This is a genomic window from Streptomyces sp. NPDC002306, assembly GCF_053593435.1.
Genome location: NZ_JBSFCK010000014.1, coordinates 62,189 through 81,489, shown reverse-complemented (window position 1 = coordinate 81,489; position 19,301 = coordinate 62,189). Strand labels below are relative to the sequence as shown.

The following is a 19,301-nucleotide window of genomic DNA, read 5'->3' as shown; positions in this document are numbered from 1 at the left end:
TACGGGGGAACACGCACCGGAGCGGGGAGCCCGTGGGGACGGGGGCGGCCCTAGGAAGGCCTCCACTCAAGGAGACACGGACAGGGGAGCGCTGTGGTTCAGCCGCGAGCCGGAACTCACTTCAGGTGCAGCTGCTGACCGGGGTAGATGAAGTCGGCGTCGGCGACGATCTTCTTGTTCAGCTTGAACAGCGCCTGCCAGCCGCCCTTCACCTTGTGCTTCTCGGCGATGGCGCTGAGGGTGTCCCCCTTGACGACCTTGTACTCGCCGTCACCCTTCTCGACCTTCTTGCCGGCCGGGGTGGTGACGGTCTTCGGGGCGACCGGGCGCGCGGTGGAGCGGGAGGCGGCCTGTCCGCCGGTCGAGCGGGTGGCGGGCTTGGTGGACTTGCTCGGCGTGCCGGCGGCACCACCGGTGTACGCGGCACCGGACAGGCCCTTGCCGCAGGTGGGCCAGGCGCCCTTGCCCTGCGACGCGAGGACCTTCTCGGCGACCGCGATCTGCTGGGCCTTGGAGGCCTTGTCGGCGGTGGCCGCGTACTGCGTGCCGCCGTAGGCCGCCCAGGTGGAGGCGGAGAACTGCACACCGCCGTAGTAGCCGTTGCCGGTGTTGATGGACCAGTTGCCGCCGGACTCGCAGCGGGCCACGGTGTCCCACTCGGAGGCGGTGGCGGCGGAGGCTCCGCCGGCCGCCATCAGCGGAGCGGCGACGGCGACACCGGTGACGCCGGCGAGCGCGGCGACGCGGGTGGCCTTGGACGGACGACGGTGCTTGCCCTTGCCGGAAAACAGCATGCTTGGATCCCCTCACCGACGCCTGCGAGGTGAGCTGTCGGGTTCGGGTCGGTTGAGTTGCCCGGCCGCGCCCCTCCCGGGACGCGGCTTCACCCCAAGCCTGGGCCGGCTTCAACTGCCGGTCCTGGCACTTACCTTGGGTCCCCCGCTCCTGCCTACGGCGCTTGACGCGTCGACTGTTCCCGGACGGCCGCTGGCAGGATTCGGCGTTGCGGCAGCCGGGGCCCGCAGTAGCGAGCGGTCACGACCGTAGACACGGGATCGGCCGAATTCCAAAGACGATCAGGGCGTCTGAGACTCATCCCACACTTTCACCAAAACGGACATTTAACGGCGAACCAGGGCGTCAACTCCGGCTGCTTTTCGCCCGTTTAGGCACCGACTCGTCCCCTCTGACCAGCAGTGGACCCGCCGGTCGCCGTGGTACGAGAGCCGGTCTACGAGCCGTCCGCGGCGTACGAGGTCGAGGCGTGCCGGCCGATGAACGAGAAGGCCGACTCCGCCGCGTCCGCCGCTTCCTCGTCGGCACTGCCGCCGCGATGGCGGCCGGTGCCCGACGTGGCCGCGTCGGCGCCGGTGCCGTCGTCCTCGGCACTGTCGGCGACGGCGGTCAGCGAGCCCGTGTCGACGAGGCCCGAAGTGCCGATGGACTGACGGAAGTTGTCGGCGCTGCCGACGCTCGCCCCGCTCTTGGACGAACCGTCACCACCGCGCACGTCGTCCGCGGCGGAGTGCGACGCCTCGCCGGAGCCGGCCGTGCCGGCCGTCGCGTCCGAAGAGGGAGCGGACGGGGAGGAGGACGGCTCACCGGAAGGCAGGATCGAGGTGTCGGCGGAGGACCCGCCGGACGGCTGGGCCGACGGATCGCCGGACGCGTCACCGGAAGAGCCGGACAGACCAAGCGAGTCGGACAGTGAGGGCGTATCGGACTTTCCGCCCGAAGAGCCGTCCAGCACACCCGTGTCGACGGCCGCCGACGCGGAGTCCTTGGCCAGGCCCGAGAGCAGTCCGCACGTGGACCACGCCTCGACTCCCCGGTCGTCGAGGATCTTCTCGGCGACGGCTATCTGCTGGGAGCGGCTGGCCAGGTCGGCCTTGGAGGCGAAGTCGAGGCCGCCGTACCGCTCCCAGTCGTCCTGACTCAGGTGCAGGCCGCCGAAGTACCCGTTGCCGGTGTCGGCGCTCCACGAACCGCCGGTCTCGCACTGGGCGACCTGGTCCCAGGTGCTGCCCTCCGCGGCGCTCGCGCCGGTGGCGGCGAGGAGCGGGATGGCGATGGCGGAGCCGGTCACTCCTGCCGCGACGAGCAAGGCCGGGGCCTGGCGGGGGCGACGGTGACGACCGTTCCCGGAGAGCATACGAAGACCTTTCGCGCGACAGCGGTGAGCGGCACGGAGAGTGAAGCCAAGGCCCGTGCTACGGAGTGAACGTATCGGCAGACGATCACTTGTCACAAGTTAATGCCGCGTAGATCACGTGAAGATCACATTGTTGAACGCTCGTCATCTTTGGGCCGTGAACTCCACGGGCAGGGTGCGCAGTCCGCGCATGATCAGCCCGCCCCGCCAGCGCAGCTCGGCCGGATCCGCCCCGAGCCGCAGATCCGGGAGGCGGGTGAGGAGCGTGGCGAGCGCGGCCCGCCCCTCCAGCCGGGCCAGCGGCGCGCCCAGGCAGTAGTGGATGCCGTGGCCGTATCCGAGGTGCTGGTTGTCACGGCGGGAGAGGTCCAGCACGTCCGGGTCGGCGAACCGCTCCGGATCCCGGTCCGCGGCCGCGAGGACGACGAGAACGGGGTCGCCGGCCGCGATGTCCTGGCCGCCGATGCTCAGCGGCCGGGTGGCGAACCGCCAGGTGGCCAGCTCCACGGGGCCGTCGTAGCGCAGGAGTTCCTCGATCCCGGTGGCCAGCAGGCCGGGTTCGCCGGCCGCCAGGGACGACTGGAGGCGGGCGCGCTGGCCGGGGTGGGTCAGCAGGGCGTACACGCCGTTGCCGATGAGGTTGACGGTCGTCTCGAAGCCGGCGAACAGCAGGATGAAGGCCATCGCGGCGGCCTCGTTCTCGGTGAGGTGCTCGCCGTGGTCGGAGGCGCGGATGAGCCCGGAGATGAGGTCCTCGCCGGGCGCGGCGGTGTCGGACAGCGCCTCCCGCTTGCGGTGGATGAGCTCGGCGAGATAGCCGCGCATCTTCTTCACCGACCGCGCGACCCCGCCCCGCGGACCGCCCCCGTGCCGGATCATCATGCCCGCCCAGTCCCGGAAGTCGTCCTGGTCCTCGCGCGGGACGCCCAGCAGGTCGCAGATGGCGTAGATGGGCAGCGGGAAGGCGAACTCGTGGATGAGGTCGGCCTCGCCCCGGTCCGCGAACCCGTCGATGAGCCGGTCGGTCAGCTCCTGCACCCGGGGCACGAACTCCGCGACCCGGCCCGGCGTGAACGCCTTGCTGACCAGCCGCCGGAGCCTGGTGTGGTCCGGCGGGTCGATGTTGAGCAGGTGGGTCATCAGCTCGGCCTTGCGTTCCCCGGGGATGCCGGTCTTCCCCTTGGCGTGCGCGGGCTCGTCGTGGTGCGCCGGGTTCTTGCTCAGCCGCTGGTCGGCGAGGGCCTGCTTGGCGTCGGCGTACCGGGTGACCAGCCAGGCCTCGACCCCGCTGGGCAGTTTCGTCCGGTGCACGGGGGCGTGCTCGCGCAGCCAGGCGTAGGCCGGATACGGATCGGCGGCGAACTCCCAGGTGAAGAGCTCGGGGGCGGGGGGCGGCAGAGGGGGCTGGTCGGTCACTCCTTGACGGTATCCGGCTTCACCCGGCGGGCGGCCCCGCGGCTGTCTCCCAGGGGGCGGTCCAGGGGGCGGGCCGGCGCGCGGGCCGCGTCCCGGCCCGCGCGGCCCGGGTCGGCCGGTGAACCCGCGGAGGGCTCTGGAGCGAATCCGCGCTCTCGTACCCCGGAACCAGAGCCTGCCGTCTGTGGCGCGGCATCTTCAGGAGCCCCTCGCCGGCCGCTCCAACTCCCGCTCCGTGCGCGCCCCCACGCACAGCGGCCACTCCTACGAGCAGCACTGCCGGCGCCTGATCCGCCGGGCGGTCCCTACGGCATCACGCCTTCGGTGGCCCGGATCGCGTCCCGGTAGGCTCGGGCCGCCGCGCGCAGGGCCGTCTCCGGGTCCACGCCCTCGGATTCGGCGCGGGCCGCCAGGGCCAGCAGTTCGTAGCCGATGCCCTCGGTCCGCGGGAGCGGGACGTCGAGGCCGGCCGCGCGAACGCGGGAGGCCAGCTTGGCGGCGAGGGCCAGGCCGGGCTGGTGCAGGGGGATGCCCTCGGTGACGGAGGTGCGCCGCTTCTCCTGGGCCTTGGTGCGCAGCCAGTGCTCCTTGACCTCGTCGGGAGTGGAGGCGGTCGCGTTGCCGAAGACATGCGGGTGGCGGTGGATGAGCTTGGTGACGATGCCGGCGGCCACGTCGTCGATCGAGAACGGTGGCTCGCCGTCCTCGGCCCGGCCGTCCTCGGCGATACGGGCGTGGAAGACGACCTGGAGGAGGACGTCACCGAGCTCCTCGCGCAGCTCGTCCCGGTCGCCGTCCTCGATCGCCTCGACGAGTTCGTACGCCTCCTCGATGCCGTACTTCGCCAGGCCCTTGTGGGTCTGCTGGGAGGACCAGGGGCACTCGACCCGGATGCGGTCCATGACCTGCACCAGGTCCAGGAGGCGGGCGCCCGGGAGGTCGTAGGAGGCGGGGAGCAGTTCCAGCTCCGGCATCGCCACGCGGCCGGAACCGGCCAGCCGGGCGAGGCCGTCGGTGAGGGCCGGCTCGCCCTCTCCGGTCGCCACGACCACCACCGTACGACCGCCCGCGCACGCCTCGACCAGTTCCTCGGCCGTCGGGGACGCCTCGTCGACGGCGGTCCCCGCCTCGCGCAGATACGGCAGCTGCGGGTGCGCCCCGTCCGCGCACAGCACCCGGTCGGCCGCTCGCAGCGCCTGCCAGGCCGGCCAGGACAGCAGTCCGGGGGCGACCCGGTGGCTGGTGGTGAGCAGGACGATGCGGCCGGTCGCGGCTTCGGGGCTGGGTGTGTTCACGCTTCGAACGTAACGCACGGCGCCGGCAGTCCCCCGGCCGTCCACAGGCGGCGGCCGGGCGGCGGCGCCGTGCCCGTCACGCCGGCTGCTGCGCGCCGGTCGTCGACACCTCGCGCACCCACGGCGTCTTCGCGTCGACCCGGCTGACCTTCTGGACGTCCCAGCTGCCGTAGCGCGGGTTGAGGTCGACGTGGAGTTCCTTGGACGCCTCGGACAGCGCCTTCCAGAACGCGGGCTGGTTGGTGTCGGTGCCGAGGCGCGCGGCCAGCTTCTGGGCCTCCAGCTGGAGGCGGAGGTTGTCGTCGAGACGCCGGGGCGGGATGTCGTACTGCTGGAGCCAGGCCGCCTCCAGCCCCTCGGCGCCGCCCGCCTGCTGCTCCAGGCCGGCCCGCATCCGCTGGATCTCGTTGCGGGTGACGCTGATGCCCGCGTCCCGGGCGGCCCGCTGGAGCACCCGGTCCAGGACCATGCCGTGCAGGGTGTCCCGGGTGAGGTTGCCGGTGGCGGCGATGGTGCGGGCGTACTGCGCGTCGTCCGACACCGCCGCGCGCTGCGCCGAGCGCACCTCCCGCACCCTGCTCTCCAGCTGCGACACGGTGATCCGTTCATCGCCGACGACGGCCGCGGCGCCGGGATGCGCCTCGCTCCCGCAGGCGGTGAGGAAGGGCGCTGCGACGATCGCGGCGGAGAGGAGGAGCGCGGTGCGACGGCGGCGGTGCAAGGAAACCTCCCGAGGAGATTGTGCGACGGTGCACAAAGTCTTGCGGTGATCGATGGTAGGCAGTGGCCACGCTCTGGCCAACCCATTCGACCAACGATTCACCGGGACTTACGGCACCGCCGCGCCCGCACCGGGTCGACGGCCGCGTACGCGGTCCCCGTACGCGGTCCTCAGCCGGTGATGGCCACCGGGCCGTCCCAGGTGTTGCGGTCCACCGTGATCGTGTAACCGCCGATGGTCTCCTTGCTGTTGACCATGTACTGGTGGCCCCGGCTGTGGTTCGTCCACTGGGTCGGGCCGAACGGCCAGTCGGCGGTGGTGGTGTACTGCTTGTCCCACAGCGCGTACCACATGTTGCCCGGCAGGTCCGTCCTGTCGGTGGCGTCGGCGATCGCCTTCGCGCTGGAGGCGGCGAAGCCGTAGTAGCCCGACCGGTACGTCTTGGCGCGCAGGGCCTTGTCGAAGGCGCGCACATACGTCAGGACGGCGTCGTTGCACGCCTTGTTCGCGATGTCGTACGGCTCCATGTCGAGGTAGACCGGGCTGCCGGCCTTCATCCCGAGGGCTGAGGCCTTGACCACCGCGTCGGCGGCGTCCTTGGCGCCGAGCGAGGCCGCGGTGGAGGCGCTGATCTTCTCGGGGCTGGAGCCGGTCTGGCAGGGCGGCTGGGCGCCCACGTAGATCGGGATGAGCTTCCAGCCGACCGTGCTGACGGACTTCACCCAGGACGCGGTGAGGTTGGCCTGGGCGCAGCCGCGGTTCTTGCCGCCGATGTAGACGGCGGCGGCGCCGTAGGTGCCGTTGTGCCACGCCTTCATCGCGGACAGGGAGGGCGCGGCGCAGGTGTCGAAGGCGCGGCCGGTGAACGTCTTCTGCGCGGGCCAGACCGTGGCGGCCATGGAGGCCTGAGCGGCGACGCCCGCCCCGGCGACGACGGCGGCCCCGGCCGCCGCCCACGCGATGTATCTGCGCTTCCTCGACTGACGATGGCTGGACATGTGTGACCCCACCCCTTGGATCTGCCGGGGACACCGGCAGGTTGTGCGACGACGGCGCGTGCGGCACGAGAACCGACCGCGATCTGGCGAAACGGATCGCAACCTAACCGGCTGCGCACCTCAGTTCGGGAAAAAGCGCCCCCAGGAACTCACAAGTCTCCCTGGGAGCACGGCAAAATCTAGCCACGCACCTGTCCCAGCCACTGCAACGTCCGCCGGATCTCCACCGCGAGCGGATGTCCGGGGCCGTGCAGCCGCTCGACGTCGTGCAGCAGCCGGGCCAGCATGTCGTGGGCGGCGGCGCGGTCGCCGAGCGCCAGCAGCAGATGGCCCATCCGGCGGCGGACGTCGAAGGCGAGCTCCGGGTCGCCGGCGACGTACTGGTTCTCGTAGTACGGCAGCAGCGCGCGGTACTCGGCGAGCGCGGCCGCCGGCTCGCCCAACTGCTCCAGGCACTGGGCGGCTTCGTAGCGGTAGCGCAGGGACTGCGGGTCGGCCTGGCCGGCCTCGGTGGAGCGTTCGTCGGCGAGGCGGCGCAGTTCGGGCAGTGCCCGCCGGTACTGGCCGTCGTCCATGAGCGTGGCCGCGTACTGCTTGCGCAGGGTGCGCACCACCGGGGAGTGCTCGCCGTGCTGCTGTGCGGCGGCGGGCAGGATCGCGCCCAGTATGTCGACGGCCTGCGTGATACGGCCCTCGCCGAGGAGACGCTTGACCTCGTCGACGGCGCGGGCGACATCGGGTTTCTCGGCGACCGGCGCGACGGAGGCGGGCTGGGGCGCGGGCGTGCGCGCCCGGTCCGGCCAGGGGGCGTGCGGGCGCAGGAAGGGACGGGTGGGGTCCAGGGGCGCCCCGCTGGGCATCCCCCGCGCGGGCAGCAGCAGCGCCAGGTGTTCGTACACCTCCTGCGCGGAGGCGGGGCGGTGCTGCGGGTCCTTGGCGAGCAGGCGCAGGACCAGGTTCTCGAGCGCCTCCGGGACCTCGGGGCGCAGCCTGCGCACCGGCAGCGGCGGCTCGTACAGATGCCGGTGCAGCACGCCGAGCGCCGTCGAGCCCGCGAACGGCACGTCACCGCTGAGGAGTTCGTGCATCAGCACACCGAGCGCGTACAGGTCGGTGTACGGGCCGACCGCACCGCCCATGGCCTGTTCCGGCGCCATGTACGCGGGCGAGCCGATGGGGGATCCGGTGTGCGTGAGGCGGGTGGTGTCGGTGTCCATGACGGAGGCGACACCGAGGTCGAGAACGGTGACCGTGCCGTCCTGCTTCACCATCACATTGCGCGGCTTGAGGTCGCGGTGGACGATCGGCACGGCGTGCACGGCGCTGAGTACGGCGCACAGTTGCGCGGCGACCGCGACCGCCCACTGCCATGGGTACGGGTCGTGCTCGGCATGGTGGTCGGAGAGGTCCGCGCCGTCGACGTACTGCATGACGAGGAACAGCTCCTCGCCCTCGCTGCCCGCGTCGTGCACGGTGACCAGGCCGGGGTGGTCGACCTGCGCGGTCACCCGGCACTCGCGCACGAAGCGGCGGCGCAGTTCGTCCGCCTCCTGGCCGGCGACCTTGTCCGGGCGCAGCAGCTTCACCGCCACGCGCCGGTCGAGGCGCTGGTCGTAGGCCGTCCAGACCTGGCCCATGCCGCCCTGCCCGATGAGCGTGGCCAGTTCGTACCGGCCGGCGACGACGCGTCCGGTCGCCACGGTCACCTTCCGCCCTCGTGGTCGCCGGTGCCGTCCTGCGAGTCCCCGTGCTTGCGCAGGTAGTCACTGAGCTCGTCGAGCTCCGCGCGCACCTGGTCGATACGGGCGGGCGCGGGGCGCTGCGCGGGCGGGGACTGGGGTATGGGGGGCTGCGGCACGGGGGCCTGGGGCACCGGGGGGTTCGGTATGTAGGCCCGCCCCGCGGGGGGTTGGGGCAGGTGCGGCTGCGGTACGGGGGTGCCCGGGTACGGCGGGGCGGGCTGCACGGGCTGCGGGTAGCCGTACGGCACGTGGACGGTCTGCGCGTGCGGCGGCGCGTAGCCCGCGAACCGGCGCCCCGCCTGGTGCAGGCGGATGTCCGTGGCCAGGTAGTAGGCGGCGCTGCCGGCGCCGAGGATCAGGACCACGGCCAGCGCGACATCGCTGCGGGTGTCGGTCTCCGGCACCGTGCCGACGACCGCGAGCGCGGCGACGGACAGCGGCAGGGACACCCAGGCCGCCGTCCAGTCGAACCACCGTCCGCGCAGGATCGCGACCCGGAACAGCGGAACACAGGCCAGCAGTCCGCACGAGAGGACGCCGGCGGCGGCGAACAGCACGCGCAAGGTGATGACGGTAGCCGCGCTACGGGTGGGCGGCGCCGCGCCGTGGCCGTACATGACTGCTCCTGGGCCTGGGTCCGATGTCGAGTTCGAGCGTATAGGCCGACACGGACAAGCGGTCCCGGGTTGTACCGAACCGTTGTCATGCTGATCACTTCCCACGACGGCGCAGGTGGCGTCGGGGCCGGACCGGGACCCGGGGAGGGGCCGGGACGGGGCCCGGACCGGGAGCCGGGGCAGGGGCCCGACCGGGAGCCGGGGCGGGGTTCAGTCCGGGGCCACCGTCCCGTCCGTCAGCCCGTCGTACATGCCGCGTACGAGCTGGTCCCCGAGCCGTCCCGCGTGCCGCAGCGCCCGCTCGAACGCGTCGAGCGCGCGGAACCGCTCGCCGTAGCTCCGCTGCTCCTCCAGCGGGAGCCGGGGCAGGTGCAGCCGGCGCACATCGAGGCGGGTGGCGGTGGACGCGTAGCTGCTGGCCTGGCGGTTGTTGGCGGTGCCGCGCAGGAACCCGGCGAGGAACCAGGGGTCGAGCGCCGCGTGATCGGGGCGCAGGAGCACGAGGTTGCGCCCGAGGGCGGCGCCTGCCGTCGCGTCGTCGATCACGCGTGCCACCGAGCCGCCGCCGAGCACCGGCACGACCACGTCCCCGGCCCGCGTCAGCACGGCCTCCTCGTCGCTCTCGGGCAGCGTTCCCGAGGGATCCGTACCGGCGAGCACGTCGTGGTCGGTGAGGACGGGCACACGCGCGTGGCCGCCGTTGCCGCCCGTGCGCAGCACCAGGGCGCCGCCGCGGGCGAGTTCACCGACGGTGGTGAGCGGCCAGCGGACGGGCCGCGCGGTGACCGCGGGCGGCGGGGTGAGGCCGGCGGTCAGCCGCAGGGTCTCGCCGAGGCGTTCGCGCACGTCGGCGAGCTCCTCCGCGCCGTCGGCCGCCGCCGGGGGCGGGAGGTGGCGGGCCGGGGCGAGGTCGACGTCGTCGTCGAGGAGTTCGATGACGGGCACGGAACGCGCCAGGCCCGGCCGTTCCTGAAGGGTGCCGTCCCGGTCGTAGGCCCGCCAGGCGTCGAGCACGGCGTCCCTGACGGCCTGCCAGTCGGGTCCGCCGCGCCCCTCGCCCGCGAACTGCCCGGTGTCGGCGAGCAGCACCTCGGGCTGTGCGGGCGCCTTCTCGGGCCGGCGCAGTACCCACAGGTGCAGGGGGATGTTGTGCGGGGGCGCGGCGCCGACCGGCAGGGCGATGACGGCCCGCAGCGCGCCGCGACGCAGCAGGTCGGCGCGGATCCGGCGCCCGGAACGGCGGGAGGCGGTGGCGGGCGGCATGAGCAGGACGGCGGTGCCGCCGTCCCGGAGCCGGGCGAGCGCGTGCTGCACCCAGGCCAGCTCGGACTCGGCGCGGGCCGGGAAGCCGTACTCCCAGCGGGGGTCGTAGGCGAGTTCGTCGTGGCCCCAGTTGCGCTCGTTGAACGGGGGGTGGCACAGGACGGTGTCGGCGCGCAGCTGTGGATGGGCGTCGGCGCGCAGGGTGTCGCCTACGGCGCCGTGCACGACGGCCCGGCCGTGCAGGGCGAGCCGGAGCGTGGTGAGCGCGGCGAGTTCGGGGGCGCTGTCCTGGGCGTAGAGCTCGTGGTCGGGGCGGGCGTCGAAGGCACGCAGCAGGGTGCCGGTGCCGCAGGCCGGGTCGAGGACGGTACGGGCGGGTCCCGCGAGGTCGGCCATGAGGCGGGCGAGCTCGGTGGGGGTGAGCGTGTACTGGCGCGGGTTGGCGTCGAGCAGCCGGGCGAGCAGGAACTCGAAGGTCTGCCGGGCGCCCAGCTCGGCGGCGAGTTCGGCGGCGCCGCGCAGGAGGGGGGCGGAGGGGAGGAGCTGGGGGCCGGTGGGGACGTGAGCCGCGGGGGCGGCGGCCGGGGTCTGCGAGGCGGCCGGGTGTGGCGGCGCTGGGTCGGAGGAGTTCACAGCGACCGGTCGGTTCACAGCTGCGGCTGCCGCTGTTCTCGCCCCACCGTGAACACCCTGCGCGCCGTGAACACCGTGAACGCCGTGAACGCCCCGAACTTCGCGATCGCTCCGCGCCGGGCCGAACCTCGGGGTGACCACCTGCTCCAGCGCGGCCGGAAGCATCGCGGCGAGGCGCTCGTCGGAGCCGGCGCTCACCTCCAGCCAGACGGTCGGCCGGTCATGGATGAGCAACAGGACGCAGCCGGCGTGGGTGAGCGCGGTGACCGGCCCCTCGGGGTGGCCCGCGAGCTGCTGCCAGACCCGTTCCCGCAACGGCACTTCGGCGAGTTTTCCCTGGTGACGGAGCCAGGACTCGACCTCGGCGAGCGCGAAGGACGGACTGGTCTCCGTGCCGCCCACGGGTTTGGGGAAGTCGGCGTGCCGGCGGCGCCAATTGCTCACGGCCGCGCGGCCGACCCCGGCGAGCCGCGCGATCCCGGCGGCGGTCACCTCTGTCGCGTTGTCCTGCACCCGGCCCCGCTCCTCTCGTCCCGACCCGTCCCCTGTGTGACGTCGAGCATACCGACGTACGCAAGATCTAACCCTTCACGACGTGAACGCCAGACATTCTGTGAACCGTGTTGACTCGGTTCACAAGCTCTGGTCTTATTGACCCAGCGAACGAGTGGCCGCCACGGAGGCGGCCGCCGCGCCAGGGGAGGGAACAGTCATGGGCATGAAGGGCAAGGTCGCGCTGGGCGCCGTCGTGGGGATCGTCGTCATCGGTGTCGCCTCGGCGAACTCCGGTGACAACGGCGACGGCGGTACGGCCGGCACCGCCGGCAAGGGCCCTTCGGCATCCGCGGCGCAGCAGTCCGGCGGCAAGAAGAACACCACCGACGAGGCCAAGGCCGTCGCGAAGAAGAAGGCCGCGATCGCGGGGGACGGCGAGTTCCAGGTCGGTTCGGACGTCAAGCCCGGCACCTATCGCACCACCGGCAACAGCGATGGCATGTGCTACTGGGAGCGCGCCAAGGACGCCTCGGGCGAGTTGGACTCGCTGCTGGCCAACGACAACGTCAGCGGGACCAGTTACGTCACGATCAAGGCCACCGACAAGCTCTTCAAGTCCAGCGGCTGCACGGACTGGGAGGCCGTCGACACCAAGGCCAAGGCCAAGGGCTCCCCGGCCGGCGCGATGGACGGCGACGGCGGCATGTTCAGGGTCGGCTCCGACATCGCCCCCGGCACCTACAGGTCCCCCGGCAACGCCGACGGCTCCTGCTACTGGGAGCGCACCAAGGACGCCGGCCACGGCCTGAACTCGATCATCGCGAACAACAACGTCACCGGTACGGCCGTCGTCACGATCAGCGCCAAGGACGCCTACTTCAAGACGTCCGGCTGCGGGGACTGGAAGAAGGCCGGCTGACCGGCGCCGCGCCCTCGCGGCCCACCGCACCGTCGCAGCCCACCGCACCGCGGCACTGCACCGCACCGCACCGCACCGCCCAGGTTCACCGCGCCGCCGCCCGGCCCGGCCCGTCCCCGCAGCGTTCCGTCCCGCATCGTCCCGTCCCTCATCGTCCCGTCTTCATCGAGGAATTCCCATGCGTCGTACCGCACTCGCCGCTCTCTGTCTCGTCACCGCGGCCGCCGCGGGTCTCACCGGCTGCCTGTCCGACCAGGACAAGGCGCAGGACAAGCCGGGCTCCGCGCGGTCCGCCAAGCCGAAGGAACCGTTCGCCGGACTGACCGGCGGGCAGATCGCCGACCGGGCCCTGAAGGCCACCACCGCCGCCTCCTCCCTCCGTATGAAGGGGGACGTCGCCGACGACGAGAGCGCCGGCACGATCCGGATCGACATGGCCCTGAACACGCGGGGCGAGTGCGCCGGCACCATGAGCATGGGCGGCCAGGGCAAGGCCGACCTGATCAAGACCGGCGACACCGTGTACATGCGGTACGACGAGGAGTTCCTGCGCGCCCAGAGCAAGGGCGAACCGAAGGCGGACACCGACGCGGCCGTCGCCTTGCTCGCCGGGAACTGGACCAAGATGGCCGCGAAGGGCCAGGACGCCAAGGACATCGCGGGCTTCTGCGACCTGGACGCGGTGCTCGGCGGCGCGGAGGACGGCAACTCGAACGCCACCCGGGGACAGACCACCACGGTCGACGGCACGCCCGCGATCGTGCTGCACGAGAAGGACGGCAAGGAGCGGTACACGCTGTACGTCGCCACCGAGGGCGAGCCGTACCTGCTGCGGATCGACAGCAAGACCGCGACGGACCCGGGGACCGTGACCTTCAGCGACTACGACAAGCCGGTCCCGGCGAAGAAGCCCGCGGGCAAGATCCTGGACCTGGACGCGTTCTCCGGCTGAGAGAGGACCGTCCGAACGGGTCCGTTCCGACGAGCGGGCCCGCCGGCACGTACGGGCCCCTGCGCCCGAGTGGGCCCGTTCGCATGAGCGGGCCCGTTCGCATGAGCGGGCCCGTTCGCATGAGCGGGTCCGTGCCCGTCGCACGCGTGCGGGCCGTGTTCAAACGGCGTGCCGCATCCACACGTTGGGCTCGACGTACACCGCGTACCCGCGCTCCGGTTCGCAGCGCACCGGCACCAGCGCCCCGGGCACCTCGACGTCACCCCGGGTGGCGAAGGGCAGGCCCGTCCAGGCGCGCCACTCCTCCAGCGAGCCCGAGACGGCCATCGACGCCGGTGCCACCCCGTGCAGGGTCGCGCCGGCCCGGGCGTGGACGCGCAGCCACGGGTCGTGCGGCAGACCGTCGGCACGGGTGCGGTACGCGTACTCCTCGATCGGCGTGTGCGGTTCCAGGTGTTTGGCACTGGGCCGTACGGGCGCGACGACCTCGCGGAAGCCGCGCGCACGGGCGTTGTCGCGCATCGCGCGGAGCATGACCGCGGACAGACCGCGGCCCTGGGCGTGCGGGGCGACGACCACCGAGATCGCGCTCACGGTGTCGGGCAGGACACCTCGGCGCAGGTCGGAGAAGGCCCATACGAGCACCTGGTCCCAGCCGCGGGCGGGCAGTTCGCCGCGCCCCTCGGCGGCGAGGGCGAACGGCACGCTGTAGGCGTGGGCGACGACCTCGCCGTGCTCGTCCTGCGCGAACTGCACGTAGTGCGGGAGTTCGGTGGCGATCCGGCCGTAGTGGGCGTTGCCCACGAGGTCGTTGAGGGTGAACTCCGGCCAGCTGTCGGGCATGTCGACGATCCGCCCGAGCATCTCGGGGCGCTCGGCCAGACTCGACACCTGCCACTTCCACTCCATGCGCCCACCGTAGACGTGGGCCGGAACGCGGGAGAACCGGTTTTCCCGCGCTCCACACCGCCGGCCCCAGGCCGTCCCGCCCCACCCCGCCCCATCCGGTCCCGTCCGGTCCCGTCCGGACGGCGGTCGGCCCGGGCGGTCAGTCGGCGTGGAACCGTGCCGGAGCCTCGGTGGGGTTGCCCCCGGTGGGGAGTTTCTGGCCCGAGCAGCCGGAGAGGACCTTCTCCATCGCGGCCTTCTCGGCGGCGGTCACCCAGAGCTCGTACTTCTTCTTCACCGCGACCTGCGCGGCGACGTACGTACAGCGGTAGCCCTGGTTGGGCGGCAGCCAGGTCGCCGTGTCGCCGTCCCCCTTGCCGCGGTTGGTGCTCGCGTCGACGGCGAGGAGGTTGAGGGGGTCGTTGGCGAGGGCGATGCGCTTGCTCGCGTCCCAGTACTTGGCGCCCTTCTGCCAGGCGTCGGAGAGGGCCACGACGTGGTCTATGTCGACCAGGCTGCGGCCGCGCCGATAGGTGACGTCCTTGCCCGAGTAGGGGTCGGGATCGAGTACGCCGTAGGTCACCTTGCAGGTCCCGCCGGAGAATTTCAGCTCCTTCAGGTCCCGTTTCAGGATGTCGTCGCGGGTGTCGCAGCTGTTCGAGTCGGTGTCCGCCCAGGCGGTGCCGAACCGGTCCCGGTCGTACCCCGTCTTCGGCGCCCGTCCCTTGACGGTCAGCGCCCGGGCCGCGGTGAGCGCGGCTCCCCCGCCCCCGCCCCCGGTCTGTTCGGGCCCCGAGGAGCCCGTGGTCTGCTCCTTGCACCCGGCCACGGCCAGCACCGTCACGACGGCGATCGCCGCCCCACCCCTCAGACGCCTCACGGCGCGTCCCTCCCCTGTGTTCCCCGGCTTCGCTTCCCCGGCTTCGCTTCCCCGGACCGCTGTCCGGCTTCGTTTCCCCGGCCTGTTCCCCGGCTCCACCCCGCAAGGAGAGGGTGCCCGGAACGGACTCGTGCACACCGTAATCCCTGAGAGGACTAGACCAATCCAACGGGGTGATCAGGCATTCTTCACAAGTCGGGCGTATCGTCGTTGGTGAGTGCCTCCTCGGAAGGAGCTCTGGATGGGGATCTTCGACAGGTTCAGGAAGAGCGGCCAGGCGCAGGACAGGGCGAAACAGATGTCCGACGCCGCGGAGCGGAAGGCCAACGAGAAGACGGGCGGGAAGTACGAAAGCCAGATCGACGACGCCCAGCAGCGAGCCGAGGGCGCGATCGGGATGGACCGCGACCGGCCCGAACAGCGGTAGGACCTCCGGACCGACGGAGGAACGGGGCCCGCGGGGGCACCGACCGACACACCCGAGAATGAAGCCGTCCACGGAGGCACCGCCTCCCGGACGGCTTCGTCCGTACGGGACCGCCGGCCGCCGGAGCCCGACCTCGGCCCCGACGCCGGCCCGCCCCCGTGACCGCTACACGGCGCCGGCCCGCCCCGTGATCGCTACGACCCCAGCACCGTCGCGAGGAACTCCCCGACCCACCCGAGCAGTTCCCGACCGACCAGCGGCTTGCCGCCGACCTTCGCGGTCTTCGGGCGGGGTACCAGGATCTGATGCGCCGTCGGCTTGATGACCGTGCCGGGGTACAGCCGCTTCAGGCGCAGCTCCTGCGACTCGCGCAACTCCACCGGCGCGAAACGGATGTTGGTGCCCTGGAGCACGATCTCGCCGACCTCGCAGGCGCGCGCGAGCATCCGCAGCCCCGCCACCAGCAGCAGGTTCTCCACTGGCTCGGGCAACTTGCCGTACCGGTCGACGAGTTCCTCGCGGACGGCCTTGACGTCCGCCTCCGAGTTGGCCGAGGCGATCGCGCGGTACGCCTGGAGACGCAGCCGCTCGCCCGGCGCGTAGTCGTGCGGGACGTGTGCGTCGACGGGCAGCTCGATCTTGACCTCGAGCGGCGGCTCCTCCTCGACCCCACCGGTCTCCAGCTGACGCCGGTAGTCGGCTACGGCCTCGCCCACCATGCGGACGTACAGGTCGAAGCCGACGCCCGCGATATGGCCGGACTGCTCGCCGCCGAGCAGGTTTCCGGCGCCGCGGATCTCCAGGTCCTTCATCGCCACGTACATGCCCGCGCCCATCTCCGTGTGCTGGGCGATGGTGGCGAGGCGCTCGTGGGCCGTCTCCGTCAGCGGCTTCTCCGGCGGGTACAGGAAGTACGCGTAGCCGCGCTCCCGGCCGCGGCCGACCCGGCCACGCAGCTGGTGCAACTGGGACAGTCCGAAGGTGTCGCCGCGCTCCACGATCAGCGTGTTGGCGTTGGAGATGTCGATGCCGGACTCGACGATCGTCGTCGAGACGAGCACGTCGAACTTCTTCTCCCAGAAGTCGACGACGACCTGCTCCAGCGCCTGTTCCGACATCTGACCGTGAGCGGTGGCGATGCGCGCCTCGGGGACGATCTCGCGCAGCCGGGCCGCCGCGCGGTCGATCGACTCGACCCGGTTGTGGATGTAGAAGACCTGGCCCTCGCGCAGCAGTTCGCGGCGGATCGCGGCGCCGATCTGCTTCTCCTCGTACGGGCCGACGAAGGTGAGCACCGGGTGGCGCTCCTCCGGCGGGGTGGTGATCGTCGACATCTCGCGGATGCCGGTGACCGCCATCTCCAGGGTGCGCGGGATCGGGGTCGCGGACATGGTCAGCACGTCGACGTTGGCGCGCAGCTTCTTCAGCTGCTCCTTGTGCTCGACGCCGAAGCGCTGCTCCTCGTCGACGATGACCAGACCGAGATCCTTGAACTTCGTCTCCGCCGAGAACAGCCGGTGGGTGCCGATGACGACGTCCACCGAGCCCTCCCGCAGGCCCTCCAGGACGGCCTTCGCCTCGGTGTCGGTCTGGAAGCGGGACAGGGCGCGCACGTTCACCGGGAACTGCGAGTACCGCTCGCCGAACGTGCCGAAGTGCTGCTGCACCAGCAGGGTCGTCGGCACGAGCACGGCCACCTGCTTGCCGTCCTGTACGGCCTTGAAGGCGGCGCGGACCGCGATCTCCGTCTTGCCGTAGCCGACGTCGCCGCAGATCAGCCGGTCCATCGGGACCGTCTTCTCCATGTCGTCCTTGACCTCGGCGATGGTGGTGAGCTGGTCGGGCGTCTCCGCGTACGGGAAGGCGTCCTCCAGCTCGCGCTGCCAGGGGGTGTCGGTGGCGAAGGCGTGGCCGGGCGCGGCCATGCGCGCGCTGTACAGCTTGATCAGGTCGGCGGCGATCTCCTTGACCGCCTTCTTCGCGCGCGCCTTGGTCTTGGTCCAGTCGGCGCCGCCGAGCCGGTGCAGCGTGGGCGCCTCGCCGCCGACGTACTTGGTGATCTGCTCCAGCTGGTCGGTGGGGATGTAGAGGCGGTCGCCGGGCTGGCCGCGTTTGGCGGGGGCGTACTCCACGACGAGGTACTCGCGGGTCGCGCCCTGCACGGTGCGCTGCACCATCTCGATGTAGCGGCCGACGCCGTGCTGCTCGTGCACGATGTAGTCGCCCGCCTCCAGGGTCAGCGGGTCGATGGTCTTCCTGCGGCGCGCGGGCATCCGGGCGCCGTCCTTGCCGGCCGCCTTCTGGCCGGTCAGGTCGGTCTCCGTCAGGACGGCCAGCTTCAGCGCCGGGTCCACGAAGCCGTAGTCGATCGAGCCGCAGGCGACGTGCACCAGGGACGGGGAGATCTCCGCGAGGTCGGTGTCGAGGCGGGCCGCGATGCCCTCGCCGCCGAGCACCTCGACCGTACGGGCGGCCGGCCCGTGGGCCTCGGTGACGAAGACCGTGCGCCAGCCGTCGGCGAGCCAGCCCTTGGTGTCGGCCAGGGCTCTGGCCGTGTCCCCCCGGTAGGTCTCGGGCGCGTGCATGCCGAGCTTGAGGGTGTCCCCGGGCGCGTCGGCGCCGTAGGTGTCGGTCAGTTCGTCGTCCGCCGCGAACGGCGACACCGACCACCACATGGTTCCCAGCTCGCGGGCCCGCTCGCGGACGTCCGCGATGGACCGCAGGGAGGCCGCGCCGACGTCGATGGGCGCCTCGCCGCCGCCGGCCGTGGCCGCCCAGGAGGCCTGGAGGAACTCCTGCGAGGTCGCCACGAGATCGGCGGCCCGGGTGCGGACCCGCTCCGGGTCGCACACCACGGCCATGGCGCCCGCGGGCAGGACGTCGAGGAGGAGCTCCATGTCGTCGACGAGGACCGGGGCGAGGGACTCCATGCCCTCGACCGCGATGCCCTCGGCGATCTTGCCGAGGAGTTCGCCGAGCTCGGGGTGCTCCTCGGCGAGGGCACCCGCGCGGGCGCGCACGTCGTCCGTGAGCAGCAGCTCCCGGCACGGCGGCGCCCACAGGCCGTGCGCGGCGACCTCCAGGGAGCGCTGGTCGGCGACCTTGAAGTAGCGGATCTCCTCGACGTCGTCGCCCCAGAACTCGATGCGCAGGGGGTGTTCCTCGGTGGGCGGGAAGACGTCCAGGATGCCGCCGCGCACGGCGAACTCACCGCGCTTCTCGACCAGCTCCACGCGGGAGTACGCGGCGGCGGCGAGGGCGGCCACGATTTCGTTCAGATCGGCGGTCTGTCCGGTGCGCAGGGCCACGGGCTCCAGGTCGCCCAGCCCCTTGACCTGCGGCTGGAGCACCGAACGCACCGGGGCCACGACGACGGAGACCGGGCCGGTCTCGGGGTCGTCGGCACGGGGGTGGGCGAGGCGGCGCAGCACGGCGAGGCGGCGGCCCACGGTGTCGCTGCGCGGGCTGAGCCGCTCGTGCGGGAGGGTCTCCCAGGACGGGTACTCGGCCACGCCGTCCGGCGGCAGCAGCGAGCGCAGGGCGGCCGCCAGGTCCTCCGCCTCGCGGCCGGTCGCCGTCACCGCCAGCACCGTGCGGCCGGTCTCGCGGGCGAGCGCGGCGATCGCGAGGGGACGGGCGGCGGGCGGGCCGACGAGGTCGACATGCGTCCGGTTGCCGTCGGCGGCCGCCTTGATCGCTTCCGCGAGGGCGGTGTCCTTGACTACGGCGTCGAGCAGACCGTGCAGGCTCATGGAGGGCTTTCCGTCCGGGGTGGGCAACGCGAAGGACCCGACACGTGTGACGGGCCGGGGGTGTCCAGGGTACGACGGTGCGCCGCCACACGCCGGAGCTGTGGACAACCACGGCCCGGCGCCCCGCCCGGACAGCCACCGGACGGCCCCG

15 protein-coding genes and 1 riboswitch are annotated in these 19,301 nt (G+C 72.3%); of the genes, 3 read left to right on the top strand and 12 right to left on the bottom strand.

Annotated features, from left to right (window positions below):
* Nucleotides 1-116: 116 nt before the first annotated feature.
* The 9 genes from ACWCQK_RS25670 to ACWCQK_RS25630 form a co-directional block, all read right to left on the bottom strand.
* Nucleotides 117-794, bottom strand: a complete 678-nt coding sequence (locus ACWCQK_RS25670; RefSeq protein ID WP_451158662.1) for a transglycosylase family protein — start codon at nucleotides 792-794, stop codon at nucleotides 117-119.
* 4 nt (nucleotides 795-798) lie between these two features.
* Nucleotides 799-967, bottom strand: a riboswitch (cyclic di-AMP (ydaO/yuaA leader).
* A gap of 264 nt (nucleotides 968-1,231) precedes the next feature.
* Entirely contained in the window at nucleotides 1,232-2,152 is a 921-nt protein-coding gene (locus ACWCQK_RS25665) for a transglycosylase family protein (protein ID WP_451158660.1), read from the bottom strand.
* A 144-nt stretch (nucleotides 2,153-2,296) separates the two neighbouring features.
* A complete protein-coding gene (locus tag ACWCQK_RS25660) occupies nucleotides 2,297-3,568 on the bottom strand; it encodes a cytochrome P450 family protein (RefSeq protein ID WP_451158658.1) in 1,272 nt (423 codons plus the stop codon).
* Nucleotides 3,569-3,873: 305 nt separating this feature from the next.
* Complete coding sequence (locus ACWCQK_RS25655; protein WP_451158656.1) at nucleotides 3,874-4,863, bottom strand: nucleoside triphosphate pyrophosphohydrolase; 990 nt, start codon at nucleotides 4,861-4,863, stop codon at nucleotides 3,874-3,876.
* A gap of 76 nt (nucleotides 4,864-4,939) precedes the next feature.
* Entirely contained in the window at nucleotides 4,940-5,584 is a 645-nt protein-coding gene (locus tag ACWCQK_RS25650) for a SurA N-terminal domain-containing protein (protein ID WP_451158654.1), read from the bottom strand.
* 170 nt (nucleotides 5,585-5,754) lie between these two features.
* Entirely contained in the window at nucleotides 5,755-6,582 is an 828-nt protein-coding gene (locus ACWCQK_RS25645; protein WP_451158652.1) for a glycoside hydrolase domain-containing protein, read from the bottom strand.
* Between the two features lie 179 nt (nucleotides 6,583-6,761).
* On the bottom strand, nucleotides 6,762-8,246 hold the full coding sequence (locus ACWCQK_RS25640) for a protein kinase domain-containing protein (RefSeq protein ID WP_451158808.1): 1,485 nt from the start codon (nucleotides 8,244-8,246) through the stop codon (nucleotides 6,762-6,764).
* 38 nt (nucleotides 8,247-8,284) lie between these two features.
* Nucleotides 8,285-8,941, bottom strand: a complete 657-nt coding sequence (locus ACWCQK_RS25635) for a hypothetical protein (RefSeq protein WP_451158650.1) — start codon at nucleotides 8,939-8,941, stop codon at nucleotides 8,285-8,287.
* A gap of 210 nt (nucleotides 8,942-9,151) precedes the next feature.
* Nucleotides 9,152-11,350 carry an N-6 DNA methylase gene (locus tag ACWCQK_RS25630; RefSeq protein WP_451158648.1) on the bottom strand — a complete coding sequence of 733 codons (2,199 nt, stop codon included), beginning with the start codon at nucleotides 11,348-11,350 and terminating at the stop codon, nucleotides 9,152-9,154.
* 199 nt (nucleotides 11,351-11,549) lie between these two features.
* Between ACWCQK_RS25630 and ACWCQK_RS25625 the strand changes: the two genes are divergently transcribed.
* Both ACWCQK_RS25625 and ACWCQK_RS25620 read left to right on the top strand, forming a co-directional pair.
* Nucleotides 11,550-12,251 carry a hypothetical protein gene (locus tag ACWCQK_RS25625; protein ID WP_451158646.1) on the top strand — a complete coding sequence of 234 codons (702 nt, stop codon included), beginning with the start codon at nucleotides 11,550-11,552 and terminating at the stop codon, nucleotides 12,249-12,251.
* A 178-nt stretch (nucleotides 12,252-12,429) separates the two neighbouring features.
* On the top strand, nucleotides 12,430-13,203 hold the full coding sequence (locus tag ACWCQK_RS25620; RefSeq protein WP_451158644.1) for a hypothetical protein: 774 nt from the start codon (nucleotides 12,430-12,432) through the stop codon (nucleotides 13,201-13,203).
* A 159-nt stretch (nucleotides 13,204-13,362) separates the two neighbouring features.
* Here ACWCQK_RS25620 and ACWCQK_RS25615 read toward each other — a convergent pair whose 3' ends face one another.
* Nucleotides 13,363-14,112, bottom strand: a complete 750-nt coding sequence (locus tag ACWCQK_RS25615) for an N-acetyltransferase (RefSeq protein WP_451158642.1) — start codon at nucleotides 14,110-14,112, stop codon at nucleotides 13,363-13,365.
* Nucleotides 14,113-14,251: 139 nt separating this feature from the next.
* Nucleotides 14,252-14,971 carry an HNH endonuclease family protein gene (locus ACWCQK_RS25610; RefSeq protein WP_451158640.1) on the bottom strand — a complete coding sequence of 240 codons (720 nt, stop codon included), beginning with the start codon at nucleotides 14,969-14,971 and terminating at the stop codon, nucleotides 14,252-14,254.
* A 241-nt stretch (nucleotides 14,972-15,212) separates the two neighbouring features.
* On the opposite strand from ACWCQK_RS25610, the gene ACWCQK_RS25605 reads away from it, so the two are divergent.
* The gene (locus ACWCQK_RS25605; RefSeq protein WP_451158639.1) at nucleotides 15,213-15,398 is read left to right on the top strand and encodes an antitoxin; all 186 of its coding nucleotides are present in this window, start codon (nucleotides 15,213-15,215) and stop codon (nucleotides 15,396-15,398) included.
* Nucleotides 15,399-15,592: 194 nt separating this feature from the next.
* On the opposite strand, the gene mfd is transcribed toward ACWCQK_RS25605, so the two are convergent.
* Entirely contained in the window at nucleotides 15,593-19,150 is a 3,558-nt protein-coding gene (mfd, locus tag ACWCQK_RS25600) for a transcription-repair coupling factor (protein WP_451158637.1), read from the bottom strand.
* Between the last annotated feature and the right edge of the window lie 151 nt (nucleotides 19,151-19,301).

Coding starts and splice junctions, on each gene's coding strand:
- ACWCQK_RS25670 (WP_451158662.1), bottom strand. CDS start 794: ATGCTGTTTTCCGGCAAGGGCAAGCACCGTCGTCCGTCCAAGGCCACC.
- ACWCQK_RS25665 (WP_451158660.1), bottom strand. CDS start 2,152: ATGCTCTCCGGGAACGGTCGTCACCGTCGCCCCCGCCAGGCCCCGGCC.
- ACWCQK_RS25645 (WP_451158652.1), bottom strand. CDS start 6,582: ATGTCCAGCCATCGTCAGTCGAGGAAGCGCAGATACATCGCGTGGGCG.
- ACWCQK_RS25635 (WP_451158650.1), bottom strand. CDS start 8,941: ATGTACGGCCACGGCGCGGCGCCGCCCACCCGTAGCGCGGCTACCGTC.
- ACWCQK_RS25625 (WP_451158646.1), top strand. CDS start 11,550: ATGGGCATGAAGGGCAAGGTCGCGCTGGGCGCCGTCGTGGGGATCGTC.
- ACWCQK_RS25620 (WP_451158644.1), top strand. CDS start 12,430: ATGCGTCGTACCGCACTCGCCGCTCTCTGTCTCGTCACCGCGGCCGCC.
- ACWCQK_RS25615 (WP_451158642.1), bottom strand. CDS start 14,112: ATGGAGTGGAAGTGGCAGGTGTCGAGTCTGGCCGAGCGCCCCGAGATG.
- ACWCQK_RS25605 (WP_451158639.1), top strand. CDS start 15,213: ATGGGGATCTTCGACAGGTTCAGGAAGAGCGGCCAGGCGCAGGACAGG.
- mfd (WP_451158637.1), bottom strand. CDS start 19,150: ATGAGCCTGCACGGTCTGCTCGACGCCGTAGTCAAGGACACCGCCCTC.